Source organism: Sphingopyxis fribergensis (assembly GCF_000803645.1).
GTDB classification, from domain to species: Bacteria; Pseudomonadota; Alphaproteobacteria; order Sphingomonadales; family Sphingomonadaceae; genus Sphingopyxis; species Sphingopyxis fribergensis.
Window position 1 is genome coordinate 4,172,031 of the sequence record NZ_CP009122.1, and the last position, 19,639, is coordinate 4,191,669.

The window sequence follows — 19,639 nt, forward strand, 5'->3', positions numbered from 1 at the left end:
CCACACATCAGGCCGCAACGTCACTCCGCCGACTGGACGAACCCGATGCATAGATGATCAGCAGCAGGATCGGGTACGATATATAGACTGAGAGGAGCGAATAGGGTCGCGCCAATATCTCCGAGAACATGAACTTCTGGATATGGCCGAAAATGGCGATCAATTGCCATCCGGTAATCCAGTAGGGCCAGAAACTCTGCGTCCGCATGGCAATGAACCAGAAACTCAGCAGAACCAGCATGTCTATAAGGAAGATATTCAGTTCGATATCAGTCCAAGTCGGAAAAGGCGTCAAGGCACTGGTGAGGACCGAGGCGATCAATGCCGTATAGGCAGCCCAGCGCTCCAGTGGTCCGCCGCGTCGAGTCGCGACGGCCACGGTGAGGAGCAGCACGGCATAATAAATCGCCACGGACCACATTGTGGCAGTCAACCTTTCTTGCGGATCAACCGGCCTTCACGAACGCCGGGGCGTCGACACCCGAACGATCGTTGCTGCCTTCGTCGACGAGCTTCGCAGCGGCCGGCTTGACGCCCGCGCCGAACATGCGCGTGCCGAGGCCGACTTCCTTCTGCGTCACCGTCAGCGCCAGATGCGCATCGGTGAGCAGCTGGCGAACTTCGCCGGCGGCGGCAAGCGCATGCGCGACCTTGGCCATCGCATCCTGGCCGACGATCGCCGACATGTTGGTTTCGCGGCGCGCGGTGGGCAGCGTCGCGGCGAGCTGGGCGATGCGGATCATCGCTTCGTCGATGGCGTCTTCGGCCATGTGCAGGTCGGAAGCTATCTTCTTCGCCGCAGAAACTCGTTGATTCAGCATTTTCTTTTTCCTTGAAAAAGAATGCTACCGGTTCCCCCCCGCAGCATTCGTTCGAACATCAGGTCAGAACACGACCGAGTCCGACAAGGATCGAATAGAGGGCGGAGAAAGCCAATATTGTCGCAAAAGCGATCAAAATCGGCCAGATAATCCTTTCCATCAACCCATGCCGGTTGGCCGGCTGGGACGCGGTAGGAAATGGCGAACCTATATCGAAAAATCGCCGAAACGAACTGCGCCCCGGCTCGGCATCGGCGGGCGGCGTAACGTCGCCTAGGTCGATCAATTGATATGTCAAAGGCTGATAAGGGGTAACATGATCGAAGACACCGTTAACTGCCAGTATCCGCGCAGCCTCTATCCTGTTAGAAACATTAAGTTTTTTCAACACACGCCGTACACGTTCGTCGACGGTGTGCGGAGAGACGTTCATCAGCCGCGCAATCTGCTTGGAATTTTTATGCTCATAAACATGCCGCAACGTTTCGATCTGCGCGGCAGACAGCAGGCTGATGTAATTGTCGGGATCGCCTTGCACGGCCGTTGGAATAGAGCATCGCGAGTCGAAATCAAGGTCGGTAGATGGCGAATCTCCCCTTTGACCCATTCTCGGCCACCGTCGCGACGTCGATTGGGCGCCCGGTTACCGGCTCTCCTTGAGCGTGCGATAGCGGAGGATTGATTTTTCAATGTGCCGGCGCGCAGCGCGGCGCGCCGCGACAGGATCGCCCGCTTCGATCGCGGCCACGATCGCCTCATGGTCGCGATTGATCGTCCGGGCATAGCGCTGGTGCCGCACCGGATCATCGCCCTGCAGATATAACCGCCGGGACGGAACCAGCCGCACGCCAAGAAACTGCGTAAAGCGCAGAAAATAAGGGTTGCCTGTCGCGCTCGCGATCGCGGCGTGAAAAGCCGCGTCGGCGTCGACCGAAGCGTCGACGTCGCTGCTTTCCTCCATCGCCGCGAGCGTGCGGCGTAGCGCCGCCAGATCGGCGTCGGTGCGGCGCCGCGCCGCAAGGTCCGCCATCTCGGTCTCGAAACCCATGCGCATTTCCAGCAGCTTCAGCACATCATCGATCTCGCCGATCTCTTCGGCGGTGACCTGAAAAGCGCGATATTGAGCGCCATCGGGCACATAAGCCCCCGACCCACGCCGCGATTCAAGCAATCCGCGCGCGGACAACCGCGAATAGGCCTCGCGCACGACGGTGCGGCTCACGCCGAACGTCTCGGTGATCTCTTTTTCGGTCGGGAAACGCGATCCGACGGGCATCTCGCCCGTCTCGATCTGTTCCTCGAAGCGCTGGACCAGATCATCCGCCAGCGATGCCGCCTTGGTTATCGCCATGGACGATGCGTTATCATCGCGTCGCGAGACTGGCTAGGGCCGGAAATCGGGCCGCTGGCCATCGACATAGCTATCCCAAGCCTCGCGCATCGCAAAATCCCCGCCGCGATCCCACGCCGCGCCGCTGTAATAGACAAACGGCCGACCGGGTTGGACACGCACAAGGATCAGATAATTGTCGGAGTCCTCGGTAAAACCGGCAAAACGCGCCGGATCGACGATCACCGCCGCCGCCATCCGTCCCTTGCCGCTATTGCCTTCGCCGTCCGCCGGTCCCCACCAGCTTATCCGTGCGCCCGCTTCGTCTTTCCGAACCTCGCCGAGCTTGCTACCGTCCACCGGCCGTTTCGAGATGCCGATGCCGACGATCATCTCTGCATCGCTGCTCGACGCGATGGTCGAGGTCATTCGCGTGAAGTTGGTTCCCGCGGGCAGCGTGAAACGCCGATTCTCGCGCACCGTGCGGAGCGTATCGACCGGCCAGGGATCATATTCCACCGAGAAATCGGCGACCTCGGGGCCAGAGTGTAGGATTTTCGGCCGCACATAGTTGCGCGAGGTCCACAGTTTGTTGTCGTGCCAGATGCCGAGCCCCCCGGTCCCGCGCCCGGTGCCGACATTGTAGAAATCGATCCCCTCGCCATGGTCGGCATGCTGGTCGCCGGTACGCAATTGCCGGTCCATGAAGGGCCAGCGCACGCGCTTGCCCCACGCATCGATCCCCGACGACGACGGCGGCTCGGCCGCCTCGAGCGCGCGGCCATAGATACGAAACGCGATCCGGTCGTTTTCCCAAAGCAGGTCGTCGAAGCGATAATCGGCGATCACCGCGGCGGCGCGCACCTTTTGCTCGTCGGCCGTCGCGGGGCGCATCGGCTTATGCTCCTGCCCCGTCACGGGGACGGCGAGCAACGCCAGCGCAAGTATGATTTTTCGCATCACCAACTCCACATCGTTCCGTCCTCGAGCCGGTTTACCGGCAGATAGGCACGGGCATAAGGAAAGGTTTCGGCCAGCGCCTCGTCAATATCGACGCCAAGGCCCGGCGCATCGCCCGGATGCAGCATGCCGTCCGCAAAGCGATAGGCGTGCGGGAAGACCGCGTCGGTCTCGACCGTGTGGCGCATATATTCCTGAATGCCGAAATTGGGGATCGCGAGCCCCAGATGCAGCGCGGCGGCCATCGTCACTGGCGACAGGTCCGTCGCGCCATGGCAGCCGGTGCGGACCTGATACAGATCGGCGAGCGAGGCGATCTGCCGCATATGGGTAATGCCGCCGGCATGGAGCACGGTCGCGCGAATATAGTCGATCAGCCGGTTTTCGATCAGCGCCTTGCAATCCCATACCGACGAAAAGATTTCGCCGACCGCGAGCGGGGTCGTCGTGTGCTGACGGATCAGGCGAAATGCCTCCTGATCCTCGGCTGGGGTCGCGTCCTCGATCCAGAAGGGACGATAGGGCTCCAAATCCTTGCCGAGCCGCGCCGCCTCGATGGGGGTCAGGCGGTGGTGGACGTCGTGGAGCAGGTGGACGTCCCAGCCGAGCGCCTCGCGCGCCGCGGCGAACAGCTCGGGCACGACGCGCAGATATTTGCTCGTCGACCAGACATTCTCGGTCGGCAGGTCATTATCAGCGGGCTCGTAGAAATAGCGATCCTGGCTGACGCCATAGGTCGACGCCATTCCCGGCACCCCGCATTGCAGGCGGATCGCCTTGTAACCCTGCTCCTGATAATCGAGCGCGGCCTCGATCGTGTCGGCGATCGTCGCCCCGTTGGCATGGCCATAGACCATGCACCCCTCGCGCGATGCGCCGCCGAGCAGCTGGTACACCGGCAGCCCCGCGATCTTGCCCTTGATATCCCAGAGCGCCATGTCGACCGCGGCGATCGCCGCCATCGTCACCGGGCCGCGGCGCCAGTACGCGCCCTTGTAGAGATATTGCCAGATATCTTCGATGCGGTGCGCGTCACGCCCGATCAGGCAGGGGATGACATGCTCCGACAAATAGGCAGCCACCGCGAGTTCGCGGCCGTTGAGCGTCGCGTCACCGACGCCCGTCGTCCCGTCATCGCATTCGATCTTCAGAGTCGTGAAATTCCGCCCCGGTGATGCCACGATAACGCGCGCTGACACGATCTTCGGCATTCTTTCCCCTTCGCTTCGATTCCAAAGTTGTCTGACAACCTTATTGACAGGCTCGCGTCAAAAGGGAAAGACATATGTGAACGGTCTCAGAGAATGCCGCAAACCAGGGAGCGGAACAGGATGCGAAGCGGGTGGCTTGCCTTGGCGAGCGTTATGGCTCTGACGGCGGGTGCAGCGATCGCGCAGGACGCGGGTGTCGCGCATCCCGACCGCTGGCCCAGCCTTGCCGCAGCGGCACCCGACGCTGCGATCGAAGCCCGCATTGATGCGCTGATCGCCGCGATGTCGCTCGAGCAAAAGGTCGGGCAAATCGTCCAGGGCGATATCGGCAGCACGACCCCCGAAGATGTCGCGACCTATCATCTCGGCTCGATCCTAAACGGCGGCAGTTCGTCGCCCGGCGGTGATGATTTCGGCCCGGCATCGGCGTGGGTTGCGGCGGCCGACGCCTATTATGATGCGTCGATGCGCCCGAACGGAAAGCTGCCGCGTATCCCGGTGATGTGGGGATCGGACGCGGTCCATGGCCATAATAATATCGTCGGCGCGACGCTCTTCCCGCACAATATCGGCCTCGGCGCCGCACGGAATCCGGCGCTGATGGAGAAGATCGGGCGGGTCACCGCGATCGAGATGCGGGTGACCGGGCTCGATTGGACCTTTGCCCCGACGATCGCGGTCGCCCGCGACGATCGCTGGGGCCGGACCTACGAGAGCTTTGGTGAGGATCCGGCGATTGCGACAAGCTATGCCGCCGCGCTCGTGCACGGCCTGCAGGGGCGGCGCAGCGATCCGGACTGGCTCAAGGGCCCGCATATCATTGCCACCGCCAAGCATTTCCTCGCCGACGGTGGCACCGCCGACGGGCGCGACCGCGGCGACGCGAAGATCGCCGAAGCCGAACTGATCCGCTTCCACGCTCCCGCCTATGTCGCGGCGCTGAAGGCCGATGTGCAGAGCGTGATGGCGAGTTTTTCGGGATGGAATGGCGTCAAGATGCACGGCAACGCCAGCCTGCTGACGAGCGTCCTCAAGCAGCGCTGGGGCTTCGACGGGCTCGTCGTCGGCGACTGGGATGGCCATGCCAAGGTGCCGGGCTGTAGCCCGACCGACTGCCCGGCGTCGATCGTGGCGGGTCTCGACATGTTTATGGGTCCGGCGAGCTGGAAGGGGCTCTACGCCTCGACGCTCGCCGCCGCAGAGGCAGGCGCGCTGCCGATGGCGCGGCTCGACGATGCGGTGCGCCGTATCCTCCGCGTCAAGCTGCGCGCCGGGTTGTTCGAGGCGGGCAAGCCGTCGTCACGCGAATATGCGGGCCGCTATGAATTGCTCGGCGCGCCCGACCATCGCACGGTGGCACGGGAGGCGGTGCGCGAATCGCTGGTACTGCTGAAGAACAGCGGCGTTCTGCCGCTCAAGCCCGACGCCCGCATTCTCGTCGCGGGCGACGGCGCCGACAATGTCGCCAAGCAATCGGGCGGCTGGACGTTGAGCTGGCAGGGGACGGGAACGAAGCCCGAGCATTTCCCGGGCGCGACCTCGATCTTTGCCGGCGTGCGCGACGCGGTGAAAGCCGGTGGCGGAACGACAGAGCTTTCGCTCGAAGGCCGCTTCAAAACCAGACCGGACGCGGCGATCGTCGTGTTCGGCGAAGACCCCTATGCCGAATTCCAAGGCGACCGCGCCGATCTTTATTTCGACGACACGCGCGGCAGCCTCGACGCGATGAAGCGCCTCAAAGCAGCAGGTATTCCCGTCGTCGCGGTCTTCCTTTCGGGCCGCCCGCTGTGGGTCAATCGCCATATCAACACCGCCGACGCCTTCATCGCCGCATGGCTGCCGGGATCGGAGGGCGCCGGGGTCGCCGATGTCCTGTTCGGCAAGGTCGACTTCAAGGGCAAACTGCCCTTCTCGTGGCCCGCCGATGCCAAAGGCGCACCGCTCAATATCGGCGATGCCGATTACGAGCCGCTTTATCCTTTAGGCTTCGGCCTGACGCTTGCCGATCGCTCGACCGGCGCGGCGCTATCGGAAGACCCCGGGATCATCGTCGAACAGCCCCTCACCGGACCGATCTTCACGCGCGGCCGCGCCGTCGGAACCCGCCTGCTCCAGATCGACGGCGCGAACGACAGTCCGCAGGCGATCAGCGGCGCCGCGGACAATGGCGCGATCGCGGTCCGCCCTGTCGATCGCGACGCGCAGGAGGATGCGCGCGAAATTGCCTGGTCGGGCAAGTCGCGAGGGACATTGATCGTCGCCAATCCGCGCGCCGCCGATTTGTCGGCCGCGGGGCCGCTTGCGCTGGCGCTCGACCTTCGCGTCGATCAGGCGCCGACCGCGCCCGCGATGCTGGAAATCCGCTGCGGCCCCGGCTGCACCGCGCGGCTCGATATCGCCGATCGCCTTGCCACCATCGCGGGCAAGGGCTGGCAGAGCGCGTCGATTCCGCTGTCGTGCGTGCCCGGCGCCAAGCTCGATAATATCACCGCGCCTTTCGCGCTTTCGTCGAGCGCGCCGCTGCGCCTCACCCTGTCCTCGATCGCCCTCACCCCCGTAAAGGAAACGCCATGCCGCTGAGCCTCTTTGCCCTGATGATGTCCGCCCCCGCCGCGGTCGCCGCCACGGCCGAACCCGTCATGCCGAAACCCGCCGACATTCTCGCACAGACGCGCCGCGTCGCCGACTGGCAGCTGACGCACCGCGAGGCCTGGGACAAGATGCCCGCCGCGCGGCCGAGCGTGCGTGAGCCGCGCGACTGGCAGCAAGCGACCTTTTGGGTCGCGCTCACCGACCTCGCCGAACGTGACGCGCGCTACCGCGATCCGGTCGTTGAACTCGGCCGCGCCCAGAAATGGCAGCTCGGCAAGCTCGCCTATCATGCGGACGACCAGCTGATCGCGCAGGCGTGGGAATGGGCGGCGCGCAACGGCGGCGGTGCCGAGGCGCTTGTCCCCGCACGCGCCTATTTCGATAATGTCTTCACCAACCGCCGCACGAATAGCCTCGAATTCATCCCCACCCAGCCGGGCGGCGGTTATTCCTTGTGCACCGAGCGTTGGTGCTGGTGCGACGCGCTGTTCATGGCCCCCCCGACGATGCTGCGCATCGGCATGGCGACCGGCGACAAGCGCTACGCGGACTTCGTCCACCAGGAATGGAAAGCGACGACCGACTATCTCTTCGACCCGAGCGAAGACCTTTATTTCCGCGATAGCCGTTTCTTCGACCAGCGCGATACCAAGGGACGCAAGCTGTTCTGGAGTCGCGGCAACGGCTGGGTGATGGGCGGCCTCGTCCGCGTGCTGCAGATACTCGACAAGGACGATCCGCAGCGGCCCTATTATGAGGGGCTGTTCAAGAAAATGGCGGCCAAGCTCGTCACTTTGCAAAAGGCCGACGGCTATTGGCCCGCCTCGCTGCTCGATCAGGATCCGGGCACGCCGCCCGAATCGAGCGGCACCGCTTTCTTCACCTATGCCTTTGCGTGGGGCGTCGACAATGGCCTGCTCGACCGTAAATCCTACGAGCCCGCGGCGATTCGCGGCTGGGCGGCGTTGCAGCGCGCGGTGCAGAAGGACGGGATGCTCGGCTGGGTCCAGCAGGTCGGCGACCGCCCCGACAGCGTCGCCGCCGAGGAGACGCAATTTTACGGCTCGGGCGCCTATCTGCTCGCCGGCACGGCGATGTACGATTTGGCGCAGAAGCGCCAAAAGCGCTGAAAACCGGCGGCAAGGCGGCCAATCGGCGGGAATCCGCTGTACGATTGACTTCACGCCATAAGTTGTATTACATCTAGTGGTGACACCGGTATCAATTTCTTTATCGAAAAATGACACCGGTAGCAATTTCTATCGTCGGCATCGAGATCGGCGAAACAGGGAGAGGGATTATGAAATTACGTCCGGTCATGATGACCCGCGCCGCACTGCTGGCGTCGGCCGCGCTGATTGCCGCCACCCCCGCCTGGAGTCAGGAGGCACCCGCCGAAATCGCAAGCGACCAGCCCGCGGCCGCCGATGGCGGCGACGAAATCCTCGTCACCGGCACGCGCGCGACGCAGCGCAGCTCGATCGAATTCAAGCGCGCCGCCGATGTCATCGTCGATGGCCTCGTCAGTGACGAGATCGGCGCGACGCCGGACAATTCGGTCGGCGACACGCTTGAACGCATCGTCGGCGTCTCGGCCGACCGCTTCAAGGGCAACGCCAACGAGCTGTCGGTGCGCGGCCTTGGTCCGACATTGAGCTTTTCGACCTTCAACGGCCGCGAGGTGTCGACCGCGGGCCCAGACCGTTCGGTCGCCTTTCAGCAATTCCCGTCCGAACTCGTCAACGGCGTCCTCGTCTACAAGACCCAGCGTGCTGACTTCCTCGAGGGCGGCGTCGGCGGGGTGATCGAGCTGCGGTCGATGAAGCCGCTCGATTATGGCAAGCGGCGTATCCAGTTCGAGGTGCGCGGCGATTTCCAGCCGCAGGACAATGACGTCTACCAGCATGACGGGCTCGGTTATCGCGCCAATTTCTCCTACACCGACCAGTTCGAAACCGGGCTCGGCGATATCGGCGTCTCGATCGGCTACCAGCGGCAGGACACGACCGCGCCCGAGGATTATTATAACGGCAATTCCACCTTCCAGCTCTGCAACACATCGGCGAACAACCCGTCGCTGGTGACGGGATCGGCGGCAACGCTCGTTGCAGCGGGCGCAGGCGCCAATTGCACCTTCGCAACCGGCCCGCGCTCGGTTCCGCCGAGCACCGGCGCGACCCCCGTGCTCGTCGGCGAGACCCGCGGCGACACCTATTTCGCCAATTCGTCGCGCAGCTTTCGCTCACAATATACGTCCGAAGTTCGTGACGGCCTGATCGGCGCGATCCAGTGGCGTCCGTCGTCCGATTTCGAAATTTCGATCGACGGCCAATATTCGAAGCGCAACAGCCTCGAGGATCGCAACGTGCTTGGCATCACCGAAGGATTGCGCGGGGTCCAGCCGCTAATCATCGGCGACGGCGACAACGGCTATTCGCCCGGCGCGCTGATCAGCTATCGCGGCAATTCGAACCTCGAAAACCAGCTTGAAACGCGGCGGCGCGTCGAAGAATATACCGGCGGCGGCCTCAGCCTCATCTGGTCGCCCGACCGCTGGAACATCGCGTTCGACGCGTCCTATTCGAACAGCCACCGCACCGAAACGCAGAAGCAGACGCGGATGCGGTCGAACCGCCGTGTCGCCTATACACTCACCTATATGGACGACGATGTCGTGCCGGTGGTCGAATTCGACAATTTCGACATCACCGACCCAAGCCTGTTCCTCACCACGGCCGCCAACTCGGTCTATGCGCGGCGGCGCTTCGCGACCGACCGGCAGGACCGGATCTGGGCGGCGCGGCTCGACCTCGAGCGCGACCTCGACGGCTTCGTCACCTCGGTGAAGTTTGGCGGGCGTGTGTCGGACCATCACCGGACCAACGACAATGCGCGCAACAACGATCTCAATACGCTCGTCGCGATAAATGGGCAGACCCCCGCGCAACTGATCGCGCAGGCGAACCAGCAATGCCGCGTCCCGTTCACGACGACATCCTATATGCAGGGCATGGGAACGAACGTCACCAAATGGGCGAGCTTTGACAACGACTGCCTGTTCCGCACCTTCACCGGCAGCGACGATGCCTTGCCGACCCCGGCCGACGGCCGCGACCCGAGCGACATCGACGTCACCGAGCGCATCTATGCCGCCTATGCGATGGCCAATTTCGAATCCGACATGGGACAAGTGCCGTTCAGCGGCAATGTCGGCCTGCGCTGGATCAAGACCGACATCACGTCGATCGGTTTCCGCCAGCCTTATCGCATCATCATCGACACGGCCGGCGACAGCTATTCGATCGGCGTCGATCCGAACGGCACGCTGCAAACGAACCGCGCGAAGGGCAGCTATAATTATTTCCTGCCTTCGGCAAACATCGCCTTCGAGCTGTCGCAGCAGGTCAAGTTGCGCCTTGCCGCCTATCGCGCGATCGCGCGGTCGGGGATTGAAAGCTTCGGTGCGGGGGTCAACCTCAACCCGACGACGTCGGCTTCGGGGGTCGACAATATCATCTTCAACGCGACGACGGGCAACCCGAGCCTCAAGCCGCTGCGCGCATGGAACCTCGACGCCAGCGTCGAACTATACGCATCGCAGGATACGCTGATCTCGGTCGCGGGATATTATAAATGGGCGAAGGGGACGGTTATCAGCGCCGAGGAGCCGATCCCGACCGATATCACCGTCACGACGATCCGCGACGGTGGCGCACCAGTGACCGAAACCGTGACCATCGCCCCCGTCGCGCCATCGAACGACACCGAAACGCGCCACCTCTATGGAGTCGAGGCCACCGCGAGCCACGCCTTCACCTGGCTGCCCGACCCGCTCGACGGCTTCGGTATTCAGGGATCGGTCAACCGCGCCTTCGCCAATTTCGAATATCCCGACACCTCGCCGATCGCCGACTATGTCGATCCCGCAAACCTGATAGGGCTTTCGAAATGGACCGCGAGCGGATCGGTATGGTTCGAGAAATGGGGCCTCTCGCTGCGCGCGAACCTCCGTTACCGCTCGGGCTATTACAAGCCGAACGGCGGTACGAACCGCGAGATCCGCGGCGGCACCTACCTCAACCTGTCGGCGCAATATAACCTCACCGAGAATGTCCAGCTCAAGCTGCAGGCACTCAACGTCACGAACACGCAGGACATTATGTACAAGGGCGGATACGACAGCATCGCCGAAGTGTCGCGCAGCGGCCCGCAATATTTCTTCGGCTTCCGGGTCCGCCTCTGATGCGTAAAAATCCGGCCCGACTGTCTTGGGCCTTATTGGCGACCGCCGCATGTTTTCCGTCCGCGGCGGCCGCCTCCCGGTCGGCAGCAGCGCCCGTCTGCGATGCGAGCGAAGGCTATTCGGCATCGTTCGGCGGGCGCCGCACCTTCGCACTGCGCCCCGCCGATCTCGAAGCGATCAAGGCGGCGCTCCCGAACGATGTGGCGATCGCCGCCGCCTATCGCGATCTGATTGCCCGCGCAGACAAGGCGCTCGCCACCAAGCCCGCATCGGTGATGGACAAGCGCAGTATCCCCGTGTCGGGCGATCGCCACGACTATGTCAGCCTCGCGCGCTACTGGTGGCCGAACCCGGCCGGCGCGAACGCCCCCTATGTCCGCCGCGACGGCGACACCAACCCCGACATCGAAAGCAATCGCTTCGACCGCAGCGCGCTCAGCCGCATGGCGCGCGAAGCCGACACCCTCGCGCTCGCCTTTTATTACAGCGGCGAGCGCAAATATGCCGAGGGGACGGCGCGCGTTATCCGCACGTGGTTCCTCGACCCGGCGACCGCGATGAACCCGAACATGGATTTTGCGCAGGCGGTGCCGGGCGTGTCTAACGGCCGCCCCGAAGGCGTACTCGACGGCGCGAGCTTCATCGGCGTGATCGACGCCGCCGGCCTGATCGCCGCGTCGGGCGCGCTGACGCCCCCAGAAAGTGCCGCGCTCGAAAGCTGGTTTGGCCGCTATGTCGACTGGATGCTGAAAAGCTCGAACGGCAAGGACGAGGGCAAGGCGTCGAACAATCATGGTCTGTGGTACGACGCACAGGTCGCGCGCTTCGCATTGTTCGCACGGAGGCCCGAGATCGCGCGCAAGATCGTCCTCGCCTTCCCCAAGGCGCGGATCGCGCCGCAGGTCGACGCTGCGGGCGCGCTCCCCGCCGAACTCGGCCGCACGCGCAGCTTCCACTATTCGCTCTATGCGCTGAGCGCCGCCTACACCGTTGCCGACAGCGCGGCGTGCCTCGGCATCGATCTCTATCGCGCCGAGGAAAAAGGCCGCTCGCTGCGCAAGGCGACCGACTATGTCGCCGCCTATCGCGGCCGCGCCGCCGATTGGCCGTATAAGGAAATGGGCTGGCCCGCCGCGACGCTCGACGCGCTCCTCGTCCGCGCCGATACCGCCTGGGGTCCCGGTGCCTATCCGCGCAGCGTCGGCGGCGACCTGTTGCTGCGCCATGCGATCCACTAGGATGCGCGGGATGATCGCGCGCCGTTCCCTGCTGATCGCCGCCTTGCTCGCCGCCCCGGCGTCATGGGCCAAGCCGCCGACATCATTCGACCCCCGCGCGATCGAGCGCCGCCGGCTATTGCCGCAAGCTACGGCGCTTCTGGCCGCGACCCCGCGCACCATCTCGGCGATCCCCGCACCGCGCAGCCCGGCGGGTCCGCAAGATTATTATTCGGAGGGCGATTATTGGTGGCCCGATCCGGCAAATCCCGGCGGCGCCTATATCCGCCGCGACGGACGCTCGAACCCCGAAAAGTTCGACGGCCACCGCGACGCATTGATCGCTTTCGGTCGCACCGTGCCCGCGCTCGCGGCGCTGTGGGACCTCACCGGCGAAGCGCGCTTTGCCGAAGCGGCGATGCGCCACCTCGCCGCCTGGTTCGTCGATCCGGCGACGCAGATGAACCCGAACCTCAACCATACGCAGGCGATCATCGGGGTGAACAGCGGCCGCGCGATCGGGGTCATCGACACGCTGCAGATCGTCGAGGTCGCGCGCGCTTCGGCGCTTTTCGCCCGGAAGCACGCCCCCGGCTATGCGGCGATCCGGGCGGGCGTCGAGCGCTGGTTCGCCGCCTATCTCGATTGGCTCACCACCTCGCCCTTCGGCATCGAGGAACGCGACGAGAAGAACAACCATGGCACCTGCTGGCTCTTGCAAGCCGCATCTTTCGCCGCATTACTCGGCCGCACCGACATCCTCGCCGATGCGCGCGGCCGGCTGCAGACGATCATCATCCCGACCCAGATCGAGCCCGGCGGCCGCCAGCCGCTCGAACTCGCGCGCACCAAACCCTATGCCTATTCGCTGTTCAATCTCGACGTCCTCGCGGCCTCGGCGTGGCTGCTCGGCGACAGCGAACTGATCGGCTGGCAGACGCCTGACGGCCGCTCGATCGGCGGCGCAATCGCTTGGATGGCGCCCTATGTCGCCGACAAGGCGAAGTGGCCGCTGCCGCCCGATATCGAATATTGGAACGGCTTCCCCGTACGCCAGCCGAGCCTGCTCTTCGGCGGTCTTGCGCAGGATCGCCCCGACTGGCTGGACCTCTGGCAGCGCCTCAATCCCGATCCCACGATCGGCGAGGTCGTGCGCAACTTCCCCGTCCGCCAGCCCCTGCTCTGGCTCTAGTTACGCCCGCCGACCAGCCCGCGCGCGATCACCTGCGCCTGAATCTCCGCCGCGCCTTCGAAGATGTTGAGGATGCGCGCGTCGCACAGGATCCGGCTGATTTCATATTCGAGCGCATAGCCGTTGCCGCCGTGGATCTGCAGGCTCGCATCGGCATTCGACCAGGCCGCGCGCGCCGCAAGCAGCTTCGCCATGCCCGCCTCGATATCGCAGCGCTTGCCGCCATCCTTCGTGCGCGCCGCGGCGTAGCTGAGCTCGCGCGCGGCGACGAAATCGACAAGGCTCATCGCGAGCTTGTCGGCGACGCGCGGGAAGTGGACGATCGCCTGCCCGAACTGTTTGCGCGCCAGTGCATAGTCGAGCCCGAGCTCCAGCGCGCGCCGCGCGACCCCGACCGCACGCGCCGCGGTCTGGATTCGCGCACCTTCGAAAGTGCGCATCAATTGCTTGAAGCCCTGCCCCTCTTCGCCGCCGAGCAGCGCGTCGGCGGGCGCCGTCATCGCATCGAACTGCAACGCATATTCGCGCATCCCGCGATAACCGAGCACCTCGATCTCGCTCCCGCTCATGCCCTCGGCAGGGAAGGCGTCACCCTGAGTGCCGCGCGGCTTGGGTACCAGCAGCATCGATAGTCCGGCATAGCCTTTTGCGTCAGGAAGCGTGCGTGCGAGCAATGTCATCAGGTCCGAGCGCGCGGCATGGGTGATCCAGGTCTTCGCGCCGTCAATGACCCAATGATCGCCGTCGCGCCGCGCCCGCGTCTGCAACGACCCAAGATCCGATCCGACATCGGGCTCGGTGAACACCGCGGTCGGCAGGATTTCGCCGCTCGCGATGTGCGGCAGCCACTCGGCCTTCTGCGCATCGGTGCCCCCCGTCGCGATGAGCTCGCCCGCAATCTCCGACCGCGTGCCGAGCGACCCCGCGCCGATCCACCCACGCGACAGTTCCTCGGTGACGATACACATCACCAGCTTCGACAGGCCGAGCCCACCGTACGACTCGGGAATGCACACGCCGAAAGTGCCAAGATCGGCCATTGCCTGCACCGTCGTATCGGGGATCAGGTCGTTGGCGAGGTGCCAGCGATGTGCATGCGGGATGATCTCGGCATCGGTGAAGCGGCGATACTGGTCGCGGATCGAATCGAGGTCCGCGTCGTGCAGCGTCTCGCTCGGCCAATGCCCGTCAGCGAGCGCGGCGGCGACCTCGGCGCGCCGCGCTGCATGATCCGCGTCGAGCAGGTCGGCGCAAGCCTCGGCCAACGCGCGCGCCGCCGCCCCCAGCCCGAGGTCGGCGGGCCGAAAAATCTCATTCTGCCCCATCGGCAATCCGCCGACGAGCTGGCCGACACCCTCGGCAAAGGCGAGCACGGCGATCTTCGCATCGAGCGGGTTCGAGTCCTGGCCGGACTCGCACCATGCGAGCACCGCCTCCAAAGCCGCGACCGTTGTCGCGACCCAGGCAAAGCCGTGCGCCGCGCGCTGCTCGCGGTCGATCGGCGCCTGCGCCAGCCGGGCGGCGAGCGCCGCCTCGGCCGCGGTACGATAGGCCTGCACCGCTGACAGCGCCTCGCGCAAATCGGTCATGCTCAGGCAGCGCGCTCGAAAATCGCGGCGATGCCCTGCCCGCCGCCGATACACATCGTTTCCAGCCCGTAACGCCCGTCGCGGCGCACCAGTTCGCGCGTCAGGTTGGCGAGGATGCGCCCGCCGGTCGCGCCAATCGGGTGGCCAAGCGAGATGCCCGAGCCATTGACGTTCAAAACCTCGTTCCGGCTGTCGTCGTCGGACCAGCCCCAACCCTTAAGCACCGCGAGCACCTGCGGCGCGAAGGCTTCGTTGAGTTCGACAAGGTCGATGTCGCCCCAGCCAAGGCCATTGCGCGCGAACAAGCGCTCGACAGCGGGCACCGGTCCGATGCCCATCCGGCTCGGGTCGCACCCCGCCGCCGCGGAGCTGTGATACCAGGCGATGGGTTCGAGCCCGAGTTCGTCGAGCTTGTCTTCGGCGACGACAAGGCATGCCGCCGCGGCATCATTCTGCTGGCTCGCATTGCCCGCGGTGACGACGCCGCGCTCGAGCGGGCGCAGCTTGCCGAGCGTTTCGAGCGTCGCGTCGGCGCGATAGCCTTCGTCGTGCGCGAAGACCACCGGATCGCCCTTTTTCTGCGGCACCGACACTGGCACCAGCTCATCATCGAACAGCCCGTTCGCCCATGCCGCCGCCGCGCGCTGGTGGCTGCGCACCGCATAGGCGTCGCACGCCTCGCGGCTGATATCATAATCCTTCGCCAGATTTTCGGCGGTCTCGATCATGCCGGTGATGACGCCGAAACGCTCGACGGGCTGCGACATCACCCGCCCGCGCGTCAACCGGTCGTGCAGCGTGAGATTGCCGGCTCGCACACCCTTGCGAATGTCGGTGCTGTAATGTTCGACATTCGACATCGATTCGACCCCGCCCGCGACGACGACGTCGGACATCCCCGTCTGCACCATCATCGCGGCATTGATCACCGCCTGCAGCCCCGACCCGCAGCGGCGGTCGAGCTGATACCCCGGCACTTCGAGCGGCAGCCCCGCGGCGAGCCACGACCAGTGGCCGATGCTCGGTGCCTCGCCGTTGCCATAGCCTTGCGAGAAAACGACGTCGTCGACGCGCGTCGGGTCGATCTTCGTGCGCTCGACCAGCGCCTTCAGGATCACCGCACCCAATTCGCCCGCAGTCAGCGAGGACAGGCTGCCGCCGAACTTGCCGACGGGCGTGCGGATCGGGGCGACGATGGCGGCGCGGCGCATGGTCATTTCTTCATTTCTCCGGTGTTGGCGATGCCGACGATACCGGCATCGATCAGCCGCGCAATCTCGCCCGACGAAAGCGACAGCCGCTCGCTCAATATTTCTTCGCTATGCGCGCCATTGCGCGGTGCGGCGCGCGGCGGCTGGCGCTCCGCGTGCGGCAATGTCGCAAAGGCGCCCGCAGCGGGATAGGCGAACCCGCTGGGATTGTCGGTTTGGCCAAAAATCGGATTGCCCGCGACGAGTGCGGGATCCTGCACCGCATCGTGCATCGTGCGATAGGGCGAATGAACGATGCCCCCAGCGTCGAAGGCAGCGGCCAGATCGGGATGATCGCGGGCGCCGATCGCGCGTTCGAACAGTGGATAAAGCGCGTCGCGATGCGTGAAGCGCAGCCCGTCATCGGCCGCGAAGGACACGCCGCGTTCCGCCTCGATCGCCGCGACGGCATCGCCCAGATTCAGCGCCGCGACCAGATTGGCCCATTGGCGCGGGGTGACGACGACGATCATCGTCCGCCAGCCATCGGCGGTGACGAAGTCGCGCCCGAACAGACCATAGACCGCGTTGCCGAGCCGCGGACGGTTCGCGCCCGTATAAAGCATTTCGGCGACGCCACCGAGGTTTGCGACGGTGCCGATCGCGACGTCGGACAGCGGCAGACGAACCTCGCCGCCTTCGCCCGTCGCCGTGCGGCGCTGCATCGCCGCGAGCAGCGCAAAGGCGGCGTAGGCGCCCGTCAGCAAATCCCACGCGGGCAGCACATGGTTAACCGGCTCGGGTCCGGCGCCGGTCAGCATTGGATAACCGACGCTGTTGTTGACCGTATAGTCGAGCGCGGGCGACCCGTCGGCCCAGCCCATAACGCGTATGGTGATGAGGTCGCGACGCCCCTCGGCCAGCACCTCGTGCGACAGGAAGCCGCCGACCGGAAAATTGGTGATAAACTGCCCCGTCGCGCGGACCAGCGCTTGCAGCAACTCGCGCCCCTCGGGCCGCGCCAGATCGAGCGCGACCGACTTCTTCGCGCGGTTCAGATTTTCCCAATAGAGCGAGTCATTCGCATCGGTCACCGGCCAGCGCCGGAAATCGGGCCCGCCGCCGACCTGGTCTACGCGGATCACTTCGGCGCCCATTTGCGCGCAATAAAGCCCGGCGGTCGGAGAGGCGACGAAGGACGACGCTTCGATCACCGACAGGCCGGCCAGCAGGTCGTACATCCGGCGCCTGTCTCCCGCGAAGTCACCGGCTCGAGTCGCCGGTTCAGCTATCTGGCGCACCCGAAGGGATTCGAACCCCTGGCCTCTGCCTTCGGAGAATTAGAACGGAGGCCACGCCACGGTTTTCTATTCTACGATAATCTGCGCTAATGCTCTATATTCATTAGCTTTTTCCTTAAATAGAATACGCCGATGGCACGCTGTTCTAGCCGGGAGTTCGCTCCCACCTGCTCCCACCTGCTTCCGTGGTGCTTCCGTGGAAACAGGCCTGTCGTCGGAGGTGTATCGTATGGCCAAGATCAACAAGCGGAACGTAGATGCCGCCGTTTCGCGCGAGAAGGACTATTTTCTGTGGGACGACGAGCTGCCGGGTTTCGGGCTGCGTGTCTTCGCGTCAGGCAGGCGCAGCTACCTGATCCAATATCGCGCGCTCGGGCGGACTCGGCGGTTCACGATCGGCCTGCATGGCGTGTGGACGCCAGAGATGGCCCGGAAGGAAGCCAAGGTGCTCCTGGGCCGAGTCGCGCAAGGCGACAATCCCGCCGAGGAAAAGCAGATCGACAACAAGGCGATCACGGTCAAGGAACTCTGTGACCTCTATCTCAAGGATTTGGATGACGGTCTCATCCTCGGCAAAGGTGGCAGGCCGAAGCGGCCGGGAACGATTGTGTCCGACAAGGGGCGCATCAATCGCCATATCGTGCCGCTGCTCGGGACGCGCCGGGTCAAGGATCTGACCAAGGCGGACATCACCAAGCTTCTGAAAGACGTGATGGCCGGCAAGACCCGGCGGAACGTAAAGACAAAAAGCCTGCGGGGCCGCTCGATCGTCAAAGGCGGCGCCGGCACGGCGTCCCGCACGGTGGGGCTGCTTGGCGGCATCCTGACCTATGCGATGGACGCGGGGATCATCGACCTCAACCCTGCCGCTGGTGTGAAGAAGCCGAAGGACAAGGTTCGCACCCGCCGCCTGACCGAAGCCGAATACCGCGTCTTCGGCGAGATACTCGACGAAGCTGGCCGAAATCCGAACTACGCCATGGCGGTGGAGATCGCTCGCAACATAGCCCTGACGGGCGCGCGGCGCAGCGAGATCATCGGTCTGGAATGGAGCGAGTTCGATGCTGATAGTAGCTGCCTGCGGCTCAACGACAGCAAGGAGGGCGCGTCAGTTCGCCCGATCGGCCTGCGCGTCGTGGAAAGGCTTGAGAACCTGCGCCCGGTTGAAGAGCAGACCTTCGTGTTCCCAGGGATTCGAAAGCACGATCAGGCGTTCGGCGGTTTCCCGCGCCAGTGGAAGGCGATCTTCAAGGGCACCGAACTGGAATGGATGACACCCCATGTCCTGCGCCACAGCTTCGCCAGCCTTGGCAATGATCTCGGTTTCACCGAGGCGACTATCTCCGCGATCGTCGGACACTCGCGCAACAGCGTGACGAGCAAATACATCCACACGCTGGACACCGCGCTCATCATGGCGGCCGATACGATCTCAGGCTACATTCAGGGCCTTATGCACGGCATTTCGTTCCAGCACACGTCTTACGCGCTCGATCGCCAGTCTCGCCAAGCCGCCCTGTCGCGCTTCCTCGGCCTAGACGATGGGGAAAACGCGATTGGTGCGAATGATACGGTAGCGGCTCAGATGGCAGCCTGACCCTTAATCTTTGTACGTTCGAGGAAAGTAGCGAGACTTGGCCTGTCGGTTCCTATGCAATTCGAATTGATCGACCACGCCATGGACAGCTATGGCGGTGATGGGGGAAGTTTTGGATAACACGCAACGCTTTGGATACGGGCTGAAGTTTGAAAATGCCTTCTTGCGGGAGCTGTTCGCCCGTATCATGGCCCATGCCCACCCCGGCGATTTCCAGCCCGTGCGCCCCTACGGTCCGCGCGGCGATTTGAAATGTGACGGGTATCGCGCCAGCGATGGAACGGTTTTCCAATGCTACGCGCCGGACACCATGAAAGTCGATCCACTCCTCGCGAAGATCAACGGAATGCCTCGCAGTGGGCATGGTCCAATGGCATCGCCATAGTTATGCTGAAT

16 protein-coding genes are annotated in these 19,639 nt (G+C 64.4%); 7 read left to right on the forward strand and 9 right to left on the reverse strand.

The window, feature by feature from the left end; all coding sequences use genetic code 11:
- Window positions 1-7: 7 nt before the first annotated feature.
- The 6 genes from SKP52_RS19530 to manD all read right to left on the reverse strand — a co-directional run bounded on the left by SKP52_RS19530 (window position 8) and on the right by manD (window position 4,322).
- Window positions 8-421, reverse strand: coding sequence for a hypothetical protein (locus SKP52_RS19530; RefSeq protein WP_039577772.1), 414 nt, complete (start codon window positions 419-421; stop codon window positions 8-10).
- 25 nt (window positions 422-446) lie between these two features.
- Entirely contained in the window at window positions 447-821 is a 375-nt protein-coding gene (locus SKP52_RS19535) for a hypothetical protein (protein ID WP_039577774.1), read from the reverse strand.
- 58 nt (window positions 822-879) lie between these two features.
- Window positions 880-1,359: a response regulator transcription factor gene (locus SKP52_RS24800; RefSeq protein WP_228383705.1), complete on the reverse strand. Its 480-nt coding sequence runs from the start codon at window positions 1,357-1,359 to the stop codon at window positions 880-882.
- A gap of 105 nt (window positions 1,360-1,464) precedes the next feature.
- Window positions 1,465-2,172: a FadR/GntR family transcriptional regulator gene (locus tag SKP52_RS19545; protein ID WP_039577777.1), complete on the reverse strand. Its 708-nt coding sequence runs from the start codon at window positions 2,170-2,172 to the stop codon at window positions 1,465-1,467.
- Window positions 2,173-2,205: 33 nt separating this feature from the next.
- A complete protein-coding gene (locus SKP52_RS19550; protein WP_039577780.1) occupies window positions 2,206-3,111 on the reverse strand; it encodes a DUF4861 family protein in 906 nt (301 codons plus the stop codon).
- A complete protein-coding gene (manD, locus tag SKP52_RS19555) occupies window positions 3,111-4,322 on the reverse strand; it encodes a D-mannonate dehydratase ManD (protein ID WP_039577782.1) in 1,212 nt (403 codons plus the stop codon). Before manD ends, SKP52_RS19550 begins: the two co-directional genes overlap by 1 nt.
- A 153-nt stretch (window positions 4,323-4,475) precedes the next feature.
- Between manD and SKP52_RS19560 the strand changes: the two genes are divergently transcribed.
- From SKP52_RS19560 to SKP52_RS19580, 5 genes are all read left to right on the forward strand, one after another.
- Window positions 4,476-6,902, forward strand: a complete 2,427-nt coding sequence (locus SKP52_RS19560) for a glycoside hydrolase family 3 protein (RefSeq protein WP_228383706.1) — start codon at window positions 4,476-4,478, stop codon at window positions 6,900-6,902.
- On the forward strand, window positions 6,893-8,044 hold the full coding sequence (locus tag SKP52_RS19565) for a glycoside hydrolase family 88/105 protein (protein ID WP_039577787.1): 1,152 nt from the start codon (window positions 6,893-6,895) through the stop codon (window positions 8,042-8,044). The genes SKP52_RS19560 and SKP52_RS19565 overlap by 10 nt, the downstream gene beginning before the upstream one ends.
- Before the next feature lie 170 nt (window positions 8,045-8,214).
- Window positions 8,215-11,157, forward strand: a complete 2,943-nt coding sequence (locus tag SKP52_RS19570; RefSeq protein WP_160292447.1) for a TonB-dependent receptor — start codon at window positions 8,215-8,217, stop codon at window positions 11,155-11,157.
- A complete protein-coding gene (locus SKP52_RS19575; protein WP_081997448.1) occupies window positions 11,157-12,395 on the forward strand; it encodes an alginate lyase family protein in 1,239 nt (412 codons plus the stop codon). The genes SKP52_RS19570 and SKP52_RS19575 overlap by 1 nt, the downstream gene beginning before the upstream one ends.
- Window positions 12,396-12,405: 10 nt before the next feature.
- Entirely contained in the window at window positions 12,406-13,566 is a 1,161-nt protein-coding gene (locus SKP52_RS19580) for an alginate lyase family protein (protein WP_039581698.1), read from the forward strand.
- Here the strand turns inward: SKP52_RS19580 and SKP52_RS19585 are convergent.
- Genes SKP52_RS19585 through SKP52_RS19595 form a run of 3 tightly spaced genes read right to left on the reverse strand, consistent with a single transcriptional unit; the run spans window position 13,563 to window position 17,586 of the window.
- Window positions 13,563-15,155 (reverse strand): acyl-CoA dehydrogenase family protein, encoded by a 1,593-nt coding sequence (locus SKP52_RS19585; RefSeq protein WP_039577793.1) that lies wholly within the window; start codon window positions 15,153-15,155, stop codon window positions 13,563-13,565. The two genes, SKP52_RS19580 and SKP52_RS19585, sit on opposite strands and share 4 nt — an antisense overlap.
- A gap of 2 nt (window positions 15,156-15,157) precedes the next feature.
- A complete protein-coding gene (locus SKP52_RS19590; protein WP_187337268.1) occupies window positions 15,158-16,366 on the reverse strand; it encodes an acetyl-CoA C-acetyltransferase in 1,209 nt (402 codons plus the stop codon).
- Window positions 16,367-16,368: 2 nt separating this feature from the next.
- A complete protein-coding gene (locus SKP52_RS19595; RefSeq protein ID WP_039577798.1) occupies window positions 16,369-17,586 on the reverse strand; it encodes a CoA transferase in 1,218 nt (405 codons plus the stop codon).
- A 289-nt stretch (window positions 17,587-17,875) separates the two neighbouring features.
- On the opposite strand from SKP52_RS19595, the gene SKP52_RS19600 reads away from it, so the two are divergent.
- Both SKP52_RS19600 and SKP52_RS19605 read left to right on the forward strand, forming a co-directional pair.
- Complete coding sequence (locus tag SKP52_RS19600; protein ID WP_039577801.1) at window positions 17,876-19,243, forward strand: tyrosine-type recombinase/integrase; 1,368 nt, start codon at window positions 17,876-17,878, stop codon at window positions 19,241-19,243.
- Between the two features lie 91 nt (window positions 19,244-19,334).
- On the forward strand, window positions 19,335-19,628 hold the full coding sequence (locus tag SKP52_RS19605) for a hypothetical protein (RefSeq protein ID WP_039577805.1): 294 nt from the start codon (window positions 19,335-19,337) through the stop codon (window positions 19,626-19,628).
- The last annotated feature ends 11 nt before the right edge of the window (window positions 19,629-19,639 follow it).